Here is a 21598-nt window from a genome sequence, read left to right as displayed (position 1 = left end):
CATACCCCTGATCTATCTGGTAAGTTCGGCGGCTCGCAGTCGCAGGGCCGGCGGGTGCCGGAGATGGAGCAAGCCTGTGCATTGGATCAGATGAGTGAGAGGCGGTCTATTCATGTCCACCCAAGAAAAGCATAAAAGCAGTCAACTTTTTCACGGCGTAGAGTCCTACGAGGAAACCCAGGGCGAAGAGTACATGGGTGAGCCCATGCGGGCCCACTTCACGAAACTGCTCAATGCCTGGAAGCAAGATCTGATGCAGAGCGTGGATCGCACCGTCGACCACATGAAGGACGAAGCCGCCAATTTCCCGGATCCGGCCGACCGTGCCAGCCAGGAAGAGGAGTTCGCCCTGGAGCTGCGCAACCGTGATCGCGAGCGCAAGCTGATCAAGAAGATCGACAAGACCATCCAGAAGATCCAAGACGAGGAATACGGCTGGTGCGAGGCCTGCGGCGTCGAGATCGGCCTGCGTCGGCTGGAGGCCCGTCCGACGGCGGACCTGTGCTTCGATTGCAAGGAGCTGGCGGAAAAGAAGGAGAAGCAGGTCGGCAAGGCCTGACCTGTTGGCGACCCTGCGCAGGCAGGCTTGCAGTTCGCTGTCGCCTGCCGGCAGACAGATCACCACGGGGCGCTCAGGCGCCCCGCTTCATTGATGGACCCGCGGCCATGAACGACTCCAGCTACGTCGGACGCTTCGCCCCGACCCCAAGCGGCTTTCTGCATTTCGGTTCGCTGGTCGCCGCCCTCGCCTCCTGGCTCGATGCCCGGGCCGCCGGAGGACGCTGGCTGCTACGGGTGGAAGACACCGACCCGCCCCGCGAGATGCCCGGGGCCCGTGACGCCATCCTGCAGACCCTCGAGCGCTACGGGCTGGAGTGGGATGGCGAGGTGGTCTGCCAGAGCCAGCGCCATGCGGTCTATGCCGAAGTGGTCGAACGCCTGTTGCGCCAGGGGCTGGCGTATGCCTGCACCTGCTCGCGCAAGCAGCTCGAAGGCTACGACGGCGTCTATCCCGGTTTCTGCCGCAATGCCGGCCACCCCCGTCAGGGCGCGGCGATTCGTCTGCGCGTGCCGGAGCTGAACTACCATTTCGTCGACCGGGTGCAGGGCCGCTTCGAGCAGCATCTGGGACGCGAGGTGGGCGACTTCGTCATCCAGCGTCGCGACGGCCTGTACGCCTATCAACTGGCGGTGGTGCTGGACGATGCCTGGCAGGGAGTGACGGACGTCGTGCGCGGCGCCGACCTGCTCGACAACACGCCCCGCCAACTGTACCTACAGGAGCTGCTCGGGCTGCCTCATCCGCGCTACCTGCATATCCCGCTGATCACCCAGCCCGACGGGCACAAGCTCGGCAAGTCCTATCGCTCGCCCCCCCTGGCCGCCGACCAGGCCACGCCGTTGCTGCTGCGCGCGCTGAGGGCGCTGGGCCAGGCCACCGAACCGACGATGGACGCTGCCAGCCCCGCCGAGGTGCTGGCCATCGCCACGCAGCGCTGGCGCCCGCAGGCCATCGCCAACCGGACCACCTTGCCCGAGGCGCAGCTGCGCTGATCGCCCAGGCCCCACCACTGGCCGGTCCTGGCGGTATGGCCCGGATAAATGCAGGCAGGCCTTGCCGATTGCTCGAAAGCCCAATAGATTCAAGCCTTTGCCGTAGGCAGACAGCGCTTGCGCCGCGGCTTGCCATTTGCGCCGATAATAAACGACCGATCCTGGCGCCCTGACTCGAGGCCAACATGTACATCTACCGTCTGGTCCTGCTGCTGGTGGTCGGGATCTACCTGTTCTCTCCCGCCATCATGGACTGGTGGATCGAACCCACCGGAGCCTGGTATCGCCCCTACCTGCTCTGGCTGATCCTGATCGTCGTGACCTTCATCCTGCAGAGCCAACGAGATGCCGATGAGCTTTAGCCTGACCCAGATGATCCTGGTCAGCGCCGCCTACCTGCTGGTGCTGTTCGGCGTGGCCTGGGTCAGCGAACGCGGCCTGATCCCGCGCTCGGTCATCCGCCACCCGCTGACCTATACCTTGTCCCTGGGCGTCTATGCCAGCGCCTGGGCCTTCTATGGCTCGGTAGGCCTGGCCTACCAGTACGGCTATGGCTTCCTGGCGTGTTACCTCGGCGTTTCCGGTGCCTTCCTGCTGGCGCCGGTGCTGCTCTATCCGATCCTCAAGATCACGCGCACCTACCAGCTGTCCTCGCTGGCCGACCTGCTCGCCTTTCGCTTTCGCAGCACCTGGGTTGGCGCGCTGACCACATTGTTCATGCTGGTCGGGGTCCTGCCCCTGCTGGCGCTGCAGATCCAGGCGGTCACCGACTCGATCAGCATCCTCAGTGCCGAGCCAGTGAAGGCGCCGATCGCGGCCGGCTTCTGCGCGATGATCACCTTGTTCACCATCTTCTTCGGTTCACGACACATCGCCACCCGGGAGAAACACGAGGGGCTGGTATTCGCCATCGCCTTCGAGTCGGTGATCAAGCTGGTGGCCCTGGGCGGCGTCGGCCTTTACGCCCTCTATGGCGTGTTCGGCGGCCCACACCAGCTCGAAGTCTGGCTGTTGCAGAACCAGACGGCCCTGGCCGCGCTGCATACGCCACTGCAGGAAGGGCCGTGGAGGACGCTGCTGCTGGTATTCTTCGCCTCGGCCATCGTCATGCCGCACATGTACCACATGGCCTTCACCGAGAACCTCAACCCTCGCGCACTGGTCAGCGCCAGCTGGGGCCTGCCGCTGTTCCTGCTGCTGATGAGCCTGGCCGTGCCGTTGATCCTCTGGGCAGGGCTACGCCTGGGGGCCAGCACCAATCCGGAATACTTCACCCTTGGCCTGGGCATTGCCGCCGACCATCCGGGCCTGGCCCTGCTGGCCTACGTGGGCGGGCTGTCCGCCTCCAGTGGCCTGATGATCGTGACCACCCTGGCACTGTCCGGCATGGCACTCAATCACCTGGTCCTGCCCCTGTACCAGCCACCGGCCGAAGGCAACATCTACCGCTGGCTGAAATGGACCCGCCGGGCACTGATCGTCGCGATCATCACTGCCGGGCTGGTCTTCTACATGCTCCAGAACAATCACCAGAGCCTGGCGAACCTGGGCATCGTCGCCTTCGTCGCGACCTTGCAGTTCCTCCCGGGGGTACTCTCGGTGCTGTACTGGCCGACAGCCAACCGGCGCGGCTTCATCGCGGGCCTGCTCGCCGGCTTCCTGGTCTGGGTAGTGACCATGCTGCTGCCACTACTGGGCAATCTGCAGGGTTTCTACATTCCGTTGCTGGACGTCATCTACGTGCTCGACGACACCAGCTGGCACATGGCGGCGATCGCTTCGCTGGCCGCCAACGTGCTGCTGTTCACCCTGATTTCGCTGTTCACCAACGCCAGCAGCGAAGAAGACAGTGCCGCCGAAGCCTGCGCCGTGGACAATGTGCGCCGCCCCCAGCGGCGCGAACTGCATGCTGCCTCGCCCCAGGAGTTCGCCACCCAGCTGGCCAAGCCACTAGGCGCCAAGGCCGCGCAGAAGGAAGTCGAGCAGGCCCTGCGCGATCTGTACCTGCCGTTCGACGAGCGTCGCCCCTATGCGCTGCGCCGGCTGCGCGACCGCATCGAGGCCAATCTCTCCGGGCTGATGGGCCCCAGTGTCGCCCAGGACATGGTCGAGACCTTCCTGCCCTACAAGTCCGGTAGCGAGAACTACGTGACCGAGGACATCCACTTCATCGAGAGCCGCCTGGAGGACTACCACTCGCGCCTGACCGGTCTGGCCGCCGAGCTCGATGCCTTGCGCCGCTATCATCGCCAGACCTTGCAGGAACTGCCGATGGGGGTCTGCTCCCTGGCCAAGGACCAGGAAATCCTGATGTGGAACAAGGCCATGGAGGAGCTGACCGGCATCGCCGCCAAGCATGTGGTCGGCTCACGCCTCAAGACCATCGGTGAACCCTGGCGCGGCCTGCTGCTGGGGTTCATCAACGTGCCCGATGAACACCTGCACAAGCAGCGCCTGGCGCTCGATGGCCAGACCCGCTGGCTGAACCTGCACAAGGCGGCCATCGACGAGCCGCTGGCGCCTGGCAACAGCGGCCTAGTGCTGCTGGTCGAGGACCTGACCGAGACCCAGGCCCTGGAAGACAAGCTGGTCCATTCCGAACGGCTGGCCAGCATCGGCCGCCTCGCTGCCGGCGTCGCCCACGAAATCGGCAACCCGATCACCGGCATCGCCTGCCTGGCGCAGAACCTGCGCGAGGAGCGCGAAGACGACGGCGAGATCACCGAGCTGTCGAGCCAGATCCTCGAGCAGACCAAGCGCGTCTCGCGCATCGTGCAATCGCTGATGAGCTTCGCCCATGCCGGCGGCAGTCACCAGAACAGCGAAGAGCCGGTCTGCCTGGCCGAAGTGGCGCAGGACGCGATCGGCCTGCTGGCTTTGAACCGGCGCAACTTCGAGGTGCAGTTCTTCAACCTGTGCGATCCCGAACACTGGGTCGAGGGTGACCCGCAACGCCTGGCCCAGGTGCTGATCAACCTGCTGTCCAATGCCCGCGACGCCTCGCCGCCCGGCAGCGCCGTGCGCGTGCGCAGCACGGTCTGCGAACACACCGTCGACCTGATCGTCGAAGACGAGGGCACTGGCATTCCGAAGAACATCATGGACCGTCTGTTCGAGCCTTTCTTCACCACCAAGGATCCCGGCGAAGGGACTGGCCTGGGGCTGGCTCTGGTCTATTCCATCGTGGAAGAGCATTATGGGCAAATCACGATCGACAGCCCGGCCGATATCGAACGGCAACGAGGTACCCGGATCCGCGTGACGCTGCCCAGGCATGTCGTAGCGACGTCCCCTGAGAATCGAGACCGTCGAGAGAATTGAATCAATGCCGCATATTCTGATCGTCGAAGACGAAACCATCATCCGCTCGGCCTTGCGCCGATTGCTCGAGCGGAACCAGTATCAGGTCAGCGAAGCGGGCTCGGTGCAGGAAGCCCAGGAGCGCTTCAGCATCGCCACGTTCGACCTGATCGTCAGTGACCTGCGCCTGCCCGGTGCGCCAGGCACCGAGCTGATCAAGCTCGGGCAAGGCACGCCGGTATTGATCATGACCAGCTACGCCAGCCTGCGCTCGGCCGTCGACTCGATGAAGATGGGCGCGGTGGACTACATCGCCAAGCCGTTCGATCATGACGAGATGCTCCAGGCGGTGGCCCGCATCCTGCGCGATCGACAGCGCGCGCCCGGGCCAGGCGCCGAGGCACGGCCGACCAGCAAGCCGGCCGGCACCGAAAAGGCGGCGACCGGCGCGGCCAATGGCGACATCGGCATCATCGGCTCATGCGCGCCGATGCAGGATCTGTTCGGCAAGATCCGCAAGGTCGCCCCTACCGATTCGAATGTGCTGGTGCAAGGCGAGTCGGGTACCGGCAAGGAACTGGTGGCCAGGGCCTTGCACAACCTGTCCCGACGGGCCAAGGCGCCGATGATCTCGGTCAACTGCGCCGCGATTCCGGAAACCTTGATCGAGTCCGAGCTGTTCGGTCATGAAAAGGGCGCCTTCACAGGTGCCAGCGCCGGCCGCGCGGGCCTGGTCGAGGCGGCCGATGGGGGCACGCTGTTCCTCGATGAAATCGGCGAGCTGCCTCTAGAAGCCCAGGCCAGGCTGCTGCGCGTGCTGCAGGAAGGGGAAATCCGCCGTGTCGGTTCGGTCCAGTCGCAGAAAGTCGACGTGCGCCTGATCGCCGCGACCCACCGCGACCTGAAGAGCTTGGCCAAGGCCGGGCAGTTTCGCGAAGACCTCTACTACCGGCTGCACGTGATCGCCTTGAAGCTGCCGGCGCTGCGCGAGCGCGGCAACGACGTCATCGAGATCGCCAAGGCATTCCTGGCCCGACACAGCGCGCGGCTGGGACGGGATGACCTGCGCTTCTCTGTCGAAGCCGAGCAAGCGATTCGCCATTACAGCTGGCCAGGCAACGTGCGCGAGCTGGAAAACGCCGTCGAGCGATCGGTGATTCTCAGCGAGAGCGCGGAAATATCCGCCGAGCTGCTAGGCATCGACATCGAGCTGAGCGACCTGGAGGAGGAAGACAGCTTCGACGAGAACCAGGCGAGCTCCTCGACCGCCAGCACCAGCCACGAGCCGACCGAGGACCTGTCGCTGGAAGACTATTTCCATCACTTCGTCCTCGAACACCAGGACCACATGACCGAAACCGAGCTGGCGCGCAAGCTGGGTGTCAGCCGCAAATGTCTGTGGGAGCGCCGCCAGCGCCTGGGCATCCCTCGGCGCAAAAGCAACGCCACCAGCGACAGCTGAGCGCAGAGCTGCGAGCCTGGGCCACCTAACCCGCGGATTTGACGATCAGCCTGCCGTGGCTCGCAAGCCCTGACAGGGTTTGCCGAACGCCAGGGCACCGTGATCAGTTTGAGGCGAGGCTTGCCAGGGGGGTGTTACCGCCACCCTCAAGCCGTAACAAATCCGAGGCATACGGTAACGATTTTACTGCGATCGCGACGCTTTGTCGCAGCACCAAACGTCTCAACCCCTTGATTTCGTTGGGTTTTAAAAAGTTGGCACGGCACCTGCTATGTATCTGGTACAAGAACAATAACAAGCACGGCAAAAACAGAACAAGAACAAGACGAATCGGCTCACGCATAACAAGAACAAGACGGCGGAGGCGCAGCTAACTGATTCTTTTGGAGAGGAGTGATGCTTGGGGCTTGCCCCATGACCAGGCAGAGAACAACAAAAACTGCACTAAAAAGCAGCGCCTGAACTGGTTGGATCGATAGATCAGCATGACATCAGCGACCAAAGCAATCCGTTTGCTCCTCACTCCCGGTTTTGGGAGTCGTCCACAAGCTCGGGAGAGCTTGCGGACTGGGCACTCAACAAAAACAAGAGCCCGACAGAAAAACAACAAGAGCACGCAACGACTTTCCTGGGGAGCTTCGGCTCCCCATGTCGTTTCCGGATGCCAGGTTCGCTCGCTGCAATGCCCCTTGGCGTACCGCCTACACCATCCCACGAGTAAATGCTAGAATCCCCGCCTATCATGCGGCCATTCCCTCATTCTTGGCCGAACATTCCTTCAAACAGTGCATCCCATGCTGAAGAAGCTGTTCCAGTCTTTCCGTCCTCCTGTCCGTGGCCAGCACCACAGGCGTACCACGCCCGAGGTGATCAACAGCAGCCAGCACTCGCTGCAGCGCAGCCAGTTCAGCCGCCACGCGGTCAGCATCGTCGAGCGCCTGCAAAGCGCGGGTTACCAAGCCTATCTGGTCGGCGGCTGTGTCCGCGACCTGCTCCTGGGCATCACCCCCAAGGACTTCGACGTCGCCACCAGTGCCACTCCAGAACAGGTCCGCGCCGAATTTCGCAATGCCCGGATCATCGGTCGTCGCTTCAAGCTGGTCCACGTGCAGTTCGGTCGCGAAATCATCGAGGTGGCTACCTTCCGTGCCCACCACTCCGATGAAGACCAGTCCGATAGTCACCGTTCGTCGCACCATGCCAGCGGTCGCATCCTGCGCGACAACGTATACGGCACCCTAGAAGATGACGCGCAACGTCGTGACTTCACCATCAACGCCTTGTACTACGACCCGGTCAGCGAACGTATCCTCGACTACGCCAACGGTGTTCATGACATCCGCAATCGCCTGCTGCGCCTGATCGGCGACCCGGTCCAGCGCTATCAGGAAGACCCCGTGCGCATGCTGCGCGCGGTGCGCTTCGCCGCCAAGCTCGACTTCGGCATCGAGAAGCACACCGTCCAGCCGATTCGCGAGCTGTCCCCGATGCTGCGCGAAATCCCGCCAGCCCGATTGTTCGAGGAAAGCCTCAAGCTGTTCCTTTCCGGCCACGGCGCGCTGGCTTTCGAGATGCTGGTCGACCTGCAGCTGTTCGATCCCTTGTTCCCGGCAAGCGCCCAGGCGCTCGAGGAGCGGCCGACCTATACCCATACACTGATCAGCCAGGCCTTGAGCAACACCGACCTGCGCATCAGCCAAGGCAAGCCGGTGACCCCCGCGTTCCTCTTCGCGGCCCTGCTCTGGCCGGCGCTGCCAGCACGGGCGCTCTACCTGCAAAGCCAGGGGGTGCCGCCGATTCCTGCCATGAGCGGCGCGGCCCATGACCTGATCGTCGAGCAATGCCAGCGCGTGGCCATCCCCAAGCGCTTTACCTTGCCGATCCGCGAGATCTGGGACATGCAGGAGCGCCTGCCACGGCGCAGCGGCAAACGGGCCGACCTGCTGCTGGACAACCCTCGCTTCCGCGCCGGCTACGATTTCCTTTTGCTGCGCGAGAGCGCTGGCGAGCAGACCGACGAACTGGGCCAGTGGTGGACCGACTACCAGGAGGCCAACGACGGCGAGCGCCGCAACATGATCCGCGACCTCGGCAGCCGTGACGAAGGCGCCGCGCCGCGCAAGCGCAAGCGCAGCGGTAGCAAGCGCAGGCAAGGTGGCGACGAGAACTGGGACTGAGCATGACGGTACGTGCCTACATCGGTCTTGGCAGTAACCTGGCCGAGCCTGCCGAGCAGTTGCGCAGTGCCTTGCAGGCGCTCGACGCCGCGGCAGGCGCGCGCCTGGCCGCTGTCTCCAGCTTCTATGCCAGCGATTCGCTGCTGCCTGGCCAGCCTCGCTACACCAACGCCGTGGCGGCGCTGGACACCGACCTGGCGCCCCTGGCGCTGCTCGATACCCTGCAAGCCATCGAAACCGATCAGGGGCGCGAGCGCAAGGAACGCTGGGGTCCCAGGACGCTGGACCTCGACCTCCTGGTGTATGGCGACCAGCTGATCGACGAACCGCGCCTCAAAGTGCCGCACTACCACATGCAGGCGCGCCCCTTCGTGCTGTATCCGCTGGCCGAGCTGGTGCCGGCCGATTTTCGGCTGGCCGATGGACGGCAACTGGCCGACCTGCTCGCGGCCTGCCCCTTCGTCGGGCTCGAGAGGCTGTAACCTGGGTGTTACGTTGGCGGTAACAGCGTAATCGCCCGTCGCGCACATGCGGTAACACAGTCATTGACTTCCCCTATCCCGCTCATGACTATAGGCGCCCGTGGCGTCGATCCGCCACCGATGCCGTGGAGCGACCGCGGCCAGCCCTGCGACTGAACATCACGTACGATGATGTGCCCACCGTGCAGACCGTTCGGCCTCTTGCCCGGCCCGGCCTGCGTGGTGCCCGAACGAGGACTCTTTCACATGCCTGACGTTACCCTGACCACCCTCAACGGCCTCAAGGCCAAGGGGGAAAAGATCACCATGCTGACCTGCTATGACGCGACGTTCGCCAAGGTCGCCAGCCAGGCCGGCGTGGAAGTGCTGCTGATCGGGGATTCGCTGGGCATGGTCCTGCAAGGCCACGACAGCACGCTGCCAGTGACCACGGCCGAAATGGCCTATCACACCGCTAGCGTCAAGCGTGGCAACCAAGGGGCGCTGATCCTCGCCGACCTGCCGTTCATGGCCCATGCCACGCTCGAGCAGGCCCTGGCCAACAGTGCCACGCTGATGCAAGCCGGCGCCCACATGATCAAGATCGAAGGGGCCGCCTGGCTGGCCGAGACCATAGGCCGCCTGGTCGAACGCGGCGTTCCGGTGTGCGCCCACCTGGGTCTGACGCCACAGACGGTCAATGTCTTCGGTGGCTACAAGGTCCAGGGTCGTCAGGAGGCCCAGGCCCGCAAGCTGCGTGACGATGCCATCGCGCTCGAGCAGGCCGGCGCGGCGATGCTTCTGCTCGAATGCGTGCCAGCCGAGCTGGCCGCCCAGATCAGCCGCTCCGTGAGCGTCCCGGTCATTGGCATCGGCGCCGGTAGCGCCACTGATGGGCAGGTCCTGGTGTTGCATGACATGCTCGGCTTGTCGCTCACAGGGCGCGTCCCGCGTTTCGTGAAGAACTTCATGCATGGCCAACCAGACATCCCCAGCGCCCTTGCCGCCTACGTCAAGGCAGTCAAGGAGGCGAGCTTCCCCGCCAGCGAACACGAGTTCAGCGCATGAATACAGTCAAGACCGTCCGTGAACTGCGCGCCGCCGTGGCACGCGCGCGCAGCGAAGGCAAGCGCATCGGCTTCGTGCCGACCATGGGCAACCTGCACAGCGGGCACGTCGCGCTGGTCACCAAGGCGGCGCAACGTGCCGACTTCGTGGTCGCCAGCATCTTCGTCAACCCGTTGCAGTTCGGGGCCAGCGAGGACCTTGGCAGCTATCCGCGCACTTTGGCCGCCGATCAGGAAAAGCTGCTCCAGGCTGGCTGCAACCTGCTGTTCGCGCCCACCGTCGAAGAAATATACCCCGACGGCATGGAGGCCCAGACCCGTGTCAGCGTACCGCGTCTTTCCGAAGGGCTGTGTGGCGCCAGCCGTCCAGGGCATTTCGAAGGCGTGGCGACGGTCGTCAGCAAGCTGTTCAACATGGTCCAGCCCGACCTGGCGGTATTCGGCGAGAAGGATTTCCAGCAGCTGGCGGTCATCCGAGCGCTGGTGCGCGACCTGAACCTGCCGATCCAGATCATTGGCGAGCCGACCGTGCGTGCCGAGGATGGTCTGGCATTGTCATCGCGCAACGGTTATCTGAGCGCGCAGCAGCGTGCCACGGCCCCTGTCCTGTACCAAGTCCTGCAGCAAGTCGCCGAAGCGGTTCGCCAGGGTCGTCGTGACTATCCGGTGCTGGCCAGCGAGGCGCAGGCACGACTGGAGGCAGCGGGGCTGCGTACCGACTACTTCGAAGTGCGCCAGGCGCTGACCCTGCGCCCGGCGATTGCCGACGACCATGACCTGGTGATCATTGCCGCCGCCTATCTGGGGCAGACCCGTCTGATCGACAATTTGCACCTGGTTCTTGCCACTGGCTAGCCAAACGCGGCGCCATGCTGGCTGCAACGCAGGCTGTGCCTATAATGAAGCCAGCCTGCAACTGGCGACACGCGCCAGTGTCCAAGGCAAGTCAACGCACCAAGGAACCCATGCGCAATGGCGTATTATCGTACCCCCCATGATGTGACGGCGCTGCCCGCCTGGCAGGCGCTCCAGCAACACCGCGACGCCATGCAAGGATTCAGCATGCGCGAAGCGTTCGCCGCTGACCCGAAGCGTTTCGAAGAATTCTCCTTGAGCAGTTGCGGCCTGTTCCTCGACTACTCGAAGAACCTCATTACCGAACAGACCCGCGAACTGCTGGTGGACCTGGCCAGAAGCGTCGGTCTTGAAGAGGCCATCAGGTCGATGTTCGCTGGTGAGATCATCAATGCCTCCGAAGGCCGACCGGTGCTGCATACCGCCTTGCGCAGGCCGGTGGGCGACAAGCTCGAAGTCAATGGCGTCAACGTGATGCCCGAGGTCCACAAAGTCCTCAACCAGATCACCGAGCTGGTCGGGCGCATCCACGACGGGCTGTGGCGTGGCTACAGCGAGAAACCGATCACCGACGTGGTTAACATCGGTATCGGCGGTTCCTTCCTGGGGCCGGAGCTGGTTTCCGAAGCCCTGTTGCCGTATGCCCAGCGCGGCGTGCGCTGCCACTACCTGGCCAACATCGACGGCAGCGAATTCCATGAGCTGTCGGCCAAGCTGCGTGCCGAAACCACGTTGTTCATCGTCTCGTCGAAGTCCTTCAACACCCTCGAGACCCTGAAGAACGCCACCGCCGCGCGGACCTGGTACCTGGCCCAGGGCGGCTCCGAGGCAGAGCTGTATCGCCACTTCATCGCCGTGTCGAGCAACAAGACCGCTGCCGTGGCCTTCGGTATCCGCGAAGAGAACATCTTCCCGATGTGGGACTGGGTCGGCGGGCGCTATTCGCTATGGTCGGCGATCGGCCTGCCGATCGCGCTGGCCATCGGCACCGCCAACTTCAAGGAGCTGCTGTCCGGTGCCTACACCATGGACCAGCACTTCCAGACCGCGCCGTTCGAACAGAACATGCCGGTGCTGCTGGCCCTGCTGGGGGTCTGGTATGGCAATTTCTGGGGCGCGCAAAGCCATGCGATCCTGCCGTACGATCATTACCTGCGCAACATCACCAAGCACCTCCAGCAGTTGGACATGGAATCCAATGGCAAGAGCGTGCTGCAGGACGGCTCGCCCGCCAAGATCGAGACCGGTCCGGTGATCTGGGGCGGTGTCGGCTGCAACGGCCAACACGCCTATCACCAGCTGCTGCATCAAGGCACGCAACTGATCCCGGCCGACTTCATCGTTCCGGTGGTGAGCTTCAATCCGGTTTCCGACCATCACCAGTGGCTGTATGCCAACTGCCTGTCGCAGAGCCAGGCGCTGATGCTGGGCAAGACCCGCGAGGAAGCCGAGGCCGAGCTGCGCGAAAAAGGCATGAGCGAGGCGGACGTCGCCCGGCTCGCACCACACAAGGTGATCCCGGGCAACCGCCCGAGCAATACCCTGGTGGTCGAGCGCATCAGCCCGCGTCGCCTGGGCGCGCTCGTCGCCATGTACGAGCACAAGGTGTTCGTGCAGAGCGTGGTCTGGGGCATCAACGCCTTCGACCAGTGGGGCGTCGAGTTGGGCAAGGAGCTGGGCAAGGAAGTCTACCAGCGCCTGGTCGGCAGCCAGGAAGCCGCCGCGGACGATGGTTCCACCCAAGGCCTGATCAACTATTTCCGTAGCCGTCACCGTGGTTGACGGGCGGTAAGCGAAGGGCCGCCGCGCCGGTAGAGGCGGCCGCCGCCGGGGCGCCGGCGGCTCCTCAGCCGGCTGAGCTGCGTCGCCGGTACCGGCATGCGCCCTCGCCCCCGCCATTGCCCCTCCCCAACCCAGCTACACTTCCCTATCGAACAGCCGTTGCACTTCATCCTGCCGGCAGCCGGATCGTTGCCCCGCGTCCAGGATCGGTGCAGTCCCCAGCCGCGTGCCGGCACGACAAGCGCAGGATCACCCGCCATGTTCGATATCCGCCAGTATCCACAAGCCATGTCCACGATCGATGCCACGCAGCTGTCGGCGGACGACTACCAGCGCATGTACCGCCAGTCCGTCGAGCGTCCCGACGCGTTCTGGAGCGAGCAGGCCCGTTTGCTGGACTGGATCAGCCCCTGGTCGAGCGTACGCCAAGGCCGCTTCGCCGACGGCGATGTGCGTTGGTTCGACGGCGGCCAGCTCAATGTCAGCGTCAACTGCATCGATCGCCACCTGGCCAGGCGAGGCGACCGCATGGCGCTGCTCTGGGAAGGCGATGATCCAGGCGACTCGCAGGCCATCAGCTACCGCGAACTGCATCGTCAGGTCTGCCGCCTGGCCAACGCGCTGAAAGCACGAGGGGTGGGCAAGGGCGACCGGGTCTGCATCTACATGCCGATGATTCCCGAGGCGGCCTACGCCATGCTCGCCTGCGCCCGGATCGGCGCGGTCCACTCGGTGGTGTTCGGCGGTTTTTCGCCCGATGCCTTGCGTGATCGCATCCGCGACGCCGACTGCCGCACGCTGGTTACCGCCGACAAGAGCATTCGTGGCGGCCGACGCATCGCGCTCAAGCAGAACGTCGACAAGGCCCTGGAGAGCTGCCCCGCTGTCGAGAACGTGTTCGTGGTGCGCCGCACCGGTGCCCGGATCGCCTGGCAAGACAAGCGTGACATCTGGTACCACGAGGCCATCGCCGCCGCCTCGGAGGACTGTCCTGCCGAACCGATGGGCGCCGAGGACCCGCTGTTCATCCTCTACACGTCTGGTAGCACCGGCAAGCCCAAGGGTGTGCTGCACAGCACCGCCGGCTACCTGTTGCAGGCGGCGTTGACCTTCAAGGTGGTGTTCGACTACCGCGAGGGCGAGGTCTTCTGGTGCACCGCCGACGTCGGCTGGGTCACTGGCCACAGCTACATCGTCTATGGGCCCTTGGCCAACGGCGCAACCAGCCTGATGTACGAGGGCGTACCGAACCACCCAGACTGCTCGCGTTTCTGGCAGGTGGTGGACAAGCACCAGGTCAACATCTTCTATACCGCACCCACTGCCCTGCGCGCGCTGATGCGCGAGGGCAATGCTCCCCTGCAAAGCACTTCGCGTGCAAGCCTGAGATTGCTTGGCAGTGTCGGCGAGCCGATCAACCCGGAAGCCTGGGAATGGTACTTCGAGGAGGTCGGCCAGAAACGCTGCCCGATCGTCGACACCTGGTGGCAGACCGAAACCGGGGGCATCATGCTCAGCCCGCTGCCTGGCAACCCGCGCCTCAAGCCTGGCTGCGCCAGCCAGCCGCTGTTCGGTGTCCAGCCGGTGCTGCTGGATGAGCAAGGCAAGGAGATCGAGGGGGCTGGTGCCGGCCTGCTGGCGATCAAGGACAGCTGGCCGGGCCAGATCCGCAGCGTCCATGGCGACCACCAGCGCATGCTCGACACCTACTTCAAGCCGATGCCTGGGTACTATTTCACCGGCGACGGGGCACGCCGCGACGCCGATGGCGACTACTGGATCACCGGGCGCATCGACGACGTGATCAACGTTTCCGGCCATCGCATCGGCACGGCCGAGGTCGAAAGCGCCCTGGTGCTGCACGAGGCGATCGCCGAGGCCGCGGTGGTCGGCTACCCGCACGAGCTCAAGGGCCAGGGCATCTATGCCTTCGTCACGCCCATGCACGGGATCACTCCGGACGAGGCCTTGAAGGCCGAGCTGCTGGCTCTGGTGAGCAAGGAAATCGGCAGCTTCGCCAAGCCCGAGCGGGTCCAGTGGGCGCCCGCGCTGCCAAAGACGCGCTCGGGCAAGATCATGCGACGTATACTGCGCAAGATCGCCTGCAATGAACTCGACAGCCTGGGCGACACTTCGACCCTGGCCGATCCGGGTGTGGTACAGGGGCTGATCGACCAACGCCTGAACCAGTGAAGGCAGCCGGCATCGGCTGTCCGGGACGCCATGGAAGCCATTCGCCGCCGTATCGAGACCCAGATCCTCAGCCTGACCGGGCTGGCCCTCGGCCAGCTCGACCTCGAGTCGCCCAAGGGCGATCCGGGCTTGTTCGGGCCGCAGAGCCTCAGTTGGCGGGTGCATGGCGACTTCACCAGCATGCTGATCGGTGGCATCGGCGCGCTGCTGCTGCAACTGCTGCATCCGCTCGCCCTGGCGGGCGTCTGGGACCACTCCAACTTCCGCCAGGACCTGATCGGGCGCTTGCGCCGTACCGGCCAGTTCATCTCGGGAACCACCTTCGGTTCCACCGGCGATGCCCAATGGCTGATCGAACGGGTACGCAAGGTTCACTTGCAGGTGGTCGGTACCGCGCCAGACGGCCGGCCTTACGCGGCCAGCGATCCCGACCTGCTGACCTGGGTGCATGTGGCGGAAGTCAGCAGTTTTCTGGCGGCCCACCTGCGCTATCGAGATCCACACCTGTCGCTGGCTGACCAGGATGCCTACTATGCCGAGATCGCCCTGATCGCCGAACGCCTGGGAGCGCGTGCCGTGCCGCGTTCCTGCCGCGAGGTGGAGGCTTATCTCGAGGCGATCCGCCCACAGTTGCACTGTGATGCCCGCAGCCACGAGGTGGTCGGCGTCCTGCTCGAGGCACCCGCGCCCAGCCGCCTGGCGGCGCCGGTCGGCAAGCTCATGTTCGCCGCTGGTATCGACCTGCTGCCAGACTGGGCCATGCAGATGCTCGAGCTGCATCAGAGCACGCTGCAAAAGCGGCTGATTCGCCAAGGCGTGCGCACGATCGCGCCAGTGCTGCGCTGGGCGGTACGCGACGGCTCGCAGCATCGGGCGCGGCGGCGCATGGGTATCGGCTAGCGGGATTTCGCGCGGCCTCCGGAACCGTTGCGTCATGCCATACTCCAAGCACTTCCGCTCGTGACAGACGCCGCCCACATGCTCAAAGGACTGATCCGCGCCGCCGCTACCCTGTTGGTCATCGTTGCCGTATATGGCCTGCTGGGTTTCTTCGTGTTTCCGCCCATCGCCTTGCACCTGGCCAATCACCAGTTGGCGCGCCATGCCAATGTCCCTGCCACGCTGCAACGTGTGGAATTCGATCCGTTTCACCTCAAGCTGGTGCTGCACGAACTGCGCATCGGCGAGCCAGGCGATCAACAGCTGGGCTTCGAACGGCTGCAGGCCGACTTGCAGCTGGACAGCCTGTGGCGCGGTGTCCTGCACCTGGCGGCGGTCGAGCTGAGCCGGCCACGGGTCGAAATCGCCTTCGCCAAGGATGGCACGCTCAACCTTACCCAACTGTTCCGGCTGCCGGACGACCAGGACAAGCCCGACGAGCCGGCGCGCAAGCCCTTTCCGCTGCGCATCGACAGTCTCAAGCTGGACGAGGGTTATCTGCGCTTTCGCGACTTGCGCCCGAGCGAACCTATCGCCTTCGTCTACGATTCGCTGAACCTGGAGCTGAACAGGCTCAGCACCCTGCCGGATGACCACGCCGACATGCTGCTAGTGGCCAAGGGTCCGGACGGAGGCCGCCTGGACTGGAAAGGCAGCTTGGGTCTGGCGCCGTTCACCTCGCAAGGCACCCTGCAAGTCACCGATGCGCGCATGAAGCTCTGGTGGCCCTATGTAAGGGACCATGTCGCCCTGGCGCTGGACGATGGCCTGCTGAGCTTTTCCACCCATTACCGCTTGAGCCTGGCCAAGCACACCGAACTGTCGCTGGAGCAGACTGCGCTGAAGATCGCTCCACTCTCGATCAAGACCGTGGATGGGCGCCAACTCGGGCGCCTGGCCAACCTGCAAATCAGCGACGCGTCGATCGACCTGGCCCGCCAGCGGGTCACCCTGGGCAAGGTGCATGGCGACGGGCTCGAGGCCTGGGCGGCCCTGGACGACGACGGCGAACTGGACTGGCTGAAAGTGCTGCCTGCCACGCCCGCTCCGTCGTCCACGCAGCACGCCCCGGCCGTCACCGCCAAGCCACCTGCCACCGCAAAGGCCTCGCCAGGGCCAGGCAAGCCCTGGCAAGTGCTGCTCAAGGATGTCCGGCTCGGCAATGCCTTCGTGCACCTGGCCGATCGGCGCCAGCCAGAGCCGGTCACGCTGGATGTCGGCCCGCTCGACCTGAAGCTCCAAGGCTTCGACAGCCTGGGCCGATCACCCTTCTCGCTCAGCCTCGACACAGGCGTCGGCAAGCAAGGCCGCCTGCAGGCCAGCGGCCAGGTCGAGCTGGCGCCGATGCGTGCTCGGCTCAAGCTCGGCACACGCGACATCGACCTGCGCATGGCCCAGGCCTACCTCAGCCCCTACCTGCGCCTGGAACTGCGCAGCGGCATGCTGACCAGCGACCTGGACGTCGATCTGCAAAGCGTCGAACCGCTGCATTTCCAGGTTGCCGGCAAGGCCCAGGTCGACCAGTTGCATACCCTCGATACGCTCAACAATCGTGACTTGCTCAAATGGCAGCGACTGGACCTAGAGGGTCTGTCCTATGTGCATGGCGATGCCTTGTCGATCGAACGGGTGAGCCTGCTGCAACCCTACGCAAGATTCATGATCAACGAAGACCGCACGACCAACTTCGATGACCTGGTCGTCAAGCCGGACAGCCGCGCCGATGAGGCACCCGTACGGCCGGCCGCACACCGGGCCAGGCCGGCTCTGGGCGTGCGTGTGGGGCAAGTGCGCATCCAGGACGGCTCGGCCAACTTCGCCGACCTTACCTTGACACCGTTCTTCGCCACTGCCGCACAGGCGCTCAACGGCACCATCGGCACCATCGACAACCGTGCCGCGAAGCCGGCCCAGGTCGACATCCAGGGCAAGGTCGACCGGTACGCGCCGGTGGTGATCCACGGCGCGCTCAATCCACTCGACCCGATGGCCAGTCTCGACATCGCGGCCAGCTTCCGTCGCGTCGAGCTGACCACCCTGACTCCCTACTCCGGCAAGTTCGCTGGCTATCGCATTCGCAAGGGCCGGCTAGACCTCGACTTGCACTACCTGATCAGCCAAGGGCAGCTGAAGGCCGAGAACCAGGTGGTGATCGAACAGCTGCAGCTGGGCGAAAGGGTCGAAAGCCCCGATGCGATCGACTTACCGGTTCGGCTGGCGGTGGCCTTGCTCAAGGACAGCGACGGTCGGATAGCGCTTTCGCTGCCCGTGGCGGGCGATCTGAACAACCCGCAATTCAGTGTCATGCCGATCGTCTGGCAGACCTTGCGCAACCTGCTGGCGCGCGCGGCGCAATCACCGTTCAGGTTCATTGGTGGCCTGGTCAACGGCGGCGGCGCGCAGGACCTGAGCACGATCGCTTTTGCCCCCGGCTCCAGCGAACTGAGCGAAGCCTCCCGTGCCGCGCTGGACCAACTGGCCAAGGCGCTGGCCGAGCGGCCCGACTTGCGCCTGGAGATCGAAGGCACCAGCGCAGCGGCCAGCGATGGGCCGCTGATCGCCCAGCGGCGCCTGGAGCGGGAATACCAGGCCATGTGGTACAAGATGCTGCAGCGGCGCGGCGAGAAGGTGCCGGCCGATGCCTCCCAGCTGCAGGTCGCCGATGAAGAGAAACCGGCCATGCTCGAGGCGATCTATCGCACACGCCTCAAGCGCCAGCCGCCAAAGGAATGGGACCAGCTCGAGCGCACGGTGCGTACCGCCAGGTTGCATGCTGCCGTGATCGACTTCTGGGCGGCCAATACCACGCTGCTGCGCCTGCTTGGACAAGACCGCGCCAGCAGCATAAAGGACTACCTGGTCGACAAGGGCAAGCTGCAAGACCAGCGGGTCTATTTCCTCGATACGGCTCTGGGCCAGGCCCAGGCCGATGGCCGCGTGGTCACCCCGTTGCATCTGGACGTCGAATGAGCGTATAGCAATGAGCAAGCCCCCGGCGATGCGGGGGCTTGTTTCAGGATGGCCGGGTCCCTCGGCCGATGAAACGATCCTTATTCGGCTTTCAGGCCGTCAGCCGAAACGGCTTGCACGCCCTTGATCTTCTTGGTGATCGCGATGGCCATTTCCTTCTGCGATTCGCTCACGGCGACGTCGGAGGACAGGGAAACCACGCCTTTGTTGGTTTCGACCTTGATGTCGCTGCCCGGGATGCCCTTCTCGGTCAGCAGGTCAGCCTTGACCTTGGTGGTGATCCAGGTATCGGAAGTATCCTGCTTGACTTCCTGGGTGGTGGAGTTGGCCGCCAGCGTCATGGGTGCCTGCGCGGACTGCTGTGCAAATGCAGCATTGGCCATGGTCAGAGACAGGGCGGTAGCAGTAGCGGCAGCAATGGCGAACTTCTTCATACGGGACACTCCTGTTATTCGAAAGGTCTGCGCCAGAATGCTGTTTGGCGTCAGTGACAAGGAGGATGCAGCTCGCGTGCCAGTTTTCCGAAAACAAAAAACACTTACATATCAGTAAGTTAGAAACACGGACCGTTTCGCTTGTCGTGCAAATTGCAAAAACTGGCGATTTTTCGCATGCAAGATGCAAGTCGCTGGCGCTTTTTGTCCGCCCATGAAAAAGGGCCCTGTTCAGGGCCCTTCTTCTGTCTTCATCGTCGGCTTAGACGCCGGAAGCCTTGGCTGCCGCCACGTCCTTGACCGACAGCTTGATACGGCCGCGGTTGTCCACGTCCAGTACCAGCACTTCGATCTCCTGGCCTTCCTTGAGCACGTCGGTGACCTTCTCCACGCGCTCGTTGCTGAGCATGGAAATGTGCACCAGGCCATCCTTGCCAGGCAGGATGTTGACGAAGGCACCAAAATCGACGATACGCTCGACCTTGCCGACGTAGATCTTGCCGATCTCGGCCTCGGCAGTGATGCTCAGCACGCGCTGGCGCGCTGCTTCCGCCGCCTCCTTGGTCTCGCCGAAGATCTTGATCGAGCCATCATCCTCGATGTCGATCGAAGCCTTGGTTTCTTCGCAGATGGCGCGAATGGTGGCGCCGCCCTTGCCGATGACGTCGCGGATCTTGTCGGTGTCGATCTTCATCGCCAGCATGGTCGGTGCGTTGGCCGACAGCTCGCTGCGCGACTGGCCGATGATCTGGTTCATCTGGCCGAGAATGTTCAGGCGCGCTTCCAGGGCCTGGCCCAGGGCGATCTCCATGATCTCTTCGGTGATGCCGTTGATCTTGATGTCCATCTGCAGGGCGGTAACGCCCTTGGCGGTACCGGCGACCTTGAAGTCCATGTCGCCCAGGTGATCCTCGTCACCGAGGATGTCGGTCAGGACCGCGAACTTCTCGCCTTCCTTGACCAGGCCCATGGCGATACCGGCAACCGGCGCCTTCATCGGCACGCCAGCATCCATCAGCGCCAGGGACGCGCCGCAGACCGAAGCCATGGAGCTCGAGCCGTTGGATTCGGTGATCTCGGACACCACGCGAATGGTGTAAGGGAACTCGCTCTCGTTCGGCAGCATGGCTTGCACGCCACGACGGGCCAGACGGCCATGGCCGATTTCGCGGCGACCGGCACCGCCCATGCGGCCGCACTCGCCCACCGAGAACGGCGGGAAGTTGTAGTGCAGCATGAAGCTGTCCTTCTTCTCGCCTTCGAGCGTGTCCAGCAGCTGGGCATCGCGCGCGGTACCGAGGGTCGCGACGACCAGGGCCTGGGTCTCGCCACGGGTGAACAGTGCCGAACCGTGGGTCTTGGGCAGGACACCGACTTCGATGTTCAGCGGACGCACGGTGCGCGTGTCGCGCCCATCGATGCGCGGCTTGCCGTTGACGATGTTTTCGCGAACGGTGCGGTATTCAAGCTCGCCGAAGATTTCCTTGACCTCGCCAACGGCCGGGCCGGCCTCTTCATTGGCGAAGCGGGCCACGGCCTGGTCGCGCAACTCGCCCAGGCGCGCATAGCGATCCGCCTTGAGGGTGATGGTGTAGGCTTCGGAAATCGCTTCGCCGAACTCGGCGCGCACGGCAGCCAGCAGCTCGGTGTTGGCGGCGGCCGGCTGCCAGTCCCAGGTCGGCTTGCCAGCTTCGGCAGCCAGTTCCTTGACCGCCTTGATCACGGCCTGGAACTCGTCATGGGCGAACAGCACCGCGCCCAGCATCTGGTCCTCGGTCAGCTCCTTGGCTTCCGATTCGACCATCAGCACGGCCGACTCGGTACCGGCCACGACCATGTCGAGGCTCGAGGCGGCCAGTTGCTCGTAGGTCGGGTTGAGCAGGTAGCCGGTGCTCTCGTGGAAGGCGACGCGGGCAGCGCCGATCGGGCCTTCGAACGGAATGCCGGAAATGGCCAGGGCAGCCGAGGTACCGATCATCGCGGCGATGTCCGGGTCGGTCTTCTTGCTGGTGGAAACCACGGTGCAGACGACCTGCACTTCGTTCATGAACCCTTCGGGGAACAGCGGGCGGATCGGACGGTCGATCAGGCGCGAGGTCAGCGTTTCCTTCTCGGAAGGGCGGCCTTCGCGCTTGAAGAAGCCGCCCGGGATCTTGCCGGCTGCGTAGGTCTTCTCCTGATAGTGCACGGACAGCGGGAAGAAGCCCTTGCCCGGATCGGCCTGCTTGGCACCGACCACGGTCACCAGCACGGTGACATCGTTGTCGACGGTGACGAGCACGGCGCCGGATGCCTGGCGCGCGATGCGGCCAGTCTCGAGAGTGACGGTCGACTGACCGAACTGGAATTGCTTGATTACCGGGTTCACGGTTTCCTACCTTCTTCAGTGGCTCTGGGGGAACTG

At 64.2% G+C, this 21598-nt stretch carries 15 protein-coding genes; 13 read left to right on the top strand and 2 right to left on the bottom strand.

The window, feature by feature from the left end:
• Nucleotides 1–112 precede the first annotated feature (112 nt).
• From dksA to ACY8GK_RS19210, 13 genes are all read left to right on the top strand, one after another.
• Nucleotides 113–559, top strand: a complete 447-nt coding sequence (gene dksA, locus ACY8GK_RS19270; protein WP_196177933.1) for an RNA polymerase-binding protein DksA — start codon at nt 113–115, stop codon at nt 557–559.
• A gap of 107 nt (nt 560–666) precedes the next feature.
• Entirely contained in the window at nt 667–1554 is an 888-nt protein-coding gene (gene gluQRS / locus ACY8GK_RS19265) for a tRNA glutamyl-Q(34) synthetase GluQRS (protein WP_196177935.1), read from the top strand.
• Nucleotides 1555–1739: 185 nt separating this feature from the next.
• Nucleotides 1740–1916 (top strand): hypothetical protein, encoded by a 177-nt coding sequence (locus tag ACY8GK_RS19260; protein WP_003250005.1) that lies wholly within the window; start codon nt 1740–1742, stop codon nt 1914–1916.
• Nucleotides 1900–4875: a sensor histidine kinase gene (locus tag ACY8GK_RS19255; protein WP_196177937.1), complete on the top strand. Its 2976-nt coding sequence runs from the start codon at nt 1900–1902 to the stop codon at nt 4873–4875. The genes ACY8GK_RS19260 and ACY8GK_RS19255 overlap by 17 nt, the downstream gene beginning before the upstream one ends.
• Nucleotides 4876–4879: 4 nt before the next feature.
• Entirely contained in the window at nt 4880–6316 is a 1437-nt protein-coding gene (locus tag ACY8GK_RS19250; protein ID WP_196177939.1) for a sigma-54-dependent transcriptional regulator, read from the top strand.
• Between the two features lie 794 nt (nt 6317–7110).
• Entirely contained in the window at nt 7111–8493 is a 1383-nt protein-coding gene (locus tag ACY8GK_RS19245) for a polynucleotide adenylyltransferase PcnB (RefSeq protein ID WP_462401832.1), read from the top strand.
• A 2-nt stretch (nt 8494–8495) separates the two neighbouring features.
• Complete coding sequence (gene folK / locus ACY8GK_RS19240; protein WP_196177943.1) at nt 8496–8975, top strand: 2-amino-4-hydroxy-6-hydroxymethyldihydropteridine diphosphokinase; 480 nt, start codon at nt 8496–8498, stop codon at nt 8973–8975.
• Nucleotides 8976–9221: 246 nt separating this feature from the next.
• Entirely contained in the window at nt 9222–10022 is an 801-nt protein-coding gene (gene panB / locus ACY8GK_RS19235; protein WP_196177945.1) for a 3-methyl-2-oxobutanoate hydroxymethyltransferase, read from the top strand.
• A complete protein-coding gene (panC, locus tag ACY8GK_RS19230) occupies nt 10019–10876 on the top strand; it encodes a pantoate--beta-alanine ligase (protein ID WP_196177947.1) in 858 nt (285 codons plus the stop codon). Before panB ends, panC begins: the two co-directional genes overlap by 4 nt.
• Nucleotides 10877–10993: 117 nt before the next feature.
• Complete coding sequence (gene pgi, locus ACY8GK_RS19225) at nt 10994–12658, top strand: glucose-6-phosphate isomerase (protein ID WP_196177949.1); 1665 nt, start codon at nt 10994–10996, stop codon at nt 12656–12658.
• Nucleotides 12659–12916: 258 nt separating this feature from the next.
• Nucleotides 12917–14851 (top strand): acetate--CoA ligase, encoded by a 1935-nt coding sequence (gene acs / locus ACY8GK_RS19220; protein ID WP_462401831.1) that lies wholly within the window; start codon nt 12917–12919, stop codon nt 14849–14851.
• A gap of 30 nt (nt 14852–14881) precedes the next feature.
• On the top strand, nt 14882–15751 hold the full coding sequence (locus ACY8GK_RS19215; RefSeq protein WP_462401830.1) for an oxygenase MpaB family protein: 870 nt from the start codon (nt 14882–14884) through the stop codon (nt 15749–15751).
• A gap of 78 nt (nt 15752–15829) precedes the next feature.
• On the top strand, nt 15830–18760 hold the full coding sequence (locus ACY8GK_RS19210; protein ID WP_462401829.1) for a DUF748 domain-containing protein: 2931 nt from the start codon (nt 15830–15832) through the stop codon (nt 18758–18760).
• An 80-nt stretch (nt 18761–18840) separates the two neighbouring features.
• Here ACY8GK_RS19210 and ACY8GK_RS19205 read toward each other — a convergent pair whose 3' ends face one another.
• Both ACY8GK_RS19205 and pnp read right to left on the bottom strand, forming a co-directional pair.
• Nucleotides 18841–19194 carry a BON domain-containing protein gene (locus ACY8GK_RS19205; protein ID WP_196177956.1) on the bottom strand — a complete coding sequence of 118 codons (354 nt, stop codon included), beginning with the start codon at nt 19192–19194 and terminating at the stop codon, nt 18841–18843.
• A gap of 262 nt (nt 19195–19456) precedes the next feature.
• The gene (gene pnp, locus ACY8GK_RS19200) at nt 19457–21562 is read right to left on the bottom strand and encodes a polyribonucleotide nucleotidyltransferase (protein WP_196177958.1); all 2106 of its coding nucleotides are present in this window, start codon (nt 21560–21562) and stop codon (nt 19457–19459) included.
• Nucleotides 21563–21598: the final 36 nt, after the last annotated feature.

This window comes from Pseudomonas sp. Marseille-QA0332, from assembly GCF_054950175.1.
Note: the sequence above shows the minus strand (reverse complement) of the source record. Positions and strands in the feature narration are given on the sequence as shown.